The 515-nt window shown below is 70.1% G+C and carries 1 protein-coding gene and 1 pseudogene; both read left to right on the forward strand.

All coding sequences use genetic code 11. From position 1 onward, the window contains the following. Positions 1–251: pseudogene (locus AC01Y6_RS11250) on the forward strand (hypothetical protein); the annotation flags it as partial. An 11-nt stretch (positions 252–262) separates the two neighbouring features. Next, a partial coding sequence (cmr4, locus tag AC01Y6_RS11255) for a type III-B CRISPR module RAMP protein Cmr4 (RefSeq protein WP_476671620.1) occupies positions 263–515 on the forward strand: 253 nt, incomplete at its 3' end.

The raw sequence follows: 515 nt of genomic DNA on the forward strand, positions 1-515 counted from the left end.
GGGCCCAGGCGGAGCGCTTCGCCCACGTGTGCTTCTCCGACTTCACCCACGACCCCACCCTCACCCTGGCGGAGCGGCTTTCGGTGGTGGCGGTCCTCGAGGGGGCCCGGTTCCCCGGGAAAAGGCTGGTCCTGGAACATGGGGGCCGCGCTTGGGAGGTGGACCCCTGGCTCACCCTCGAGGAGGCCAAGGCCATCCCGCCCCTAAGGGGCCAGGTGGACCCCGTGCGGGCCTTCGTGGAAAGCCTTTGAAGGAGGTTTGGATGAGCCAAACGGCGCTACTCTTTCTTCACGCCCTCTCCCCCCTGCACGCGGGGACGGGGCAAGGCATCGGGGCCATAGACCTGCCCATCGCCCGGGAGAAGGCCACGGGCATCCCCTACCTGCCGGGAAGCTCCCTAAAAGGGGTCCTGCGGGACCGGGCCGCTTCCTGGGACCGGGACACCCTCTTCGCCGTCTTCGGTCCGGACACGGAGAGCGCCTCCGAGCACGCCGGGGCGGTGCAGGTGGGGGACG

The organism is Thermus sp., from assembly GCF_056332225.1.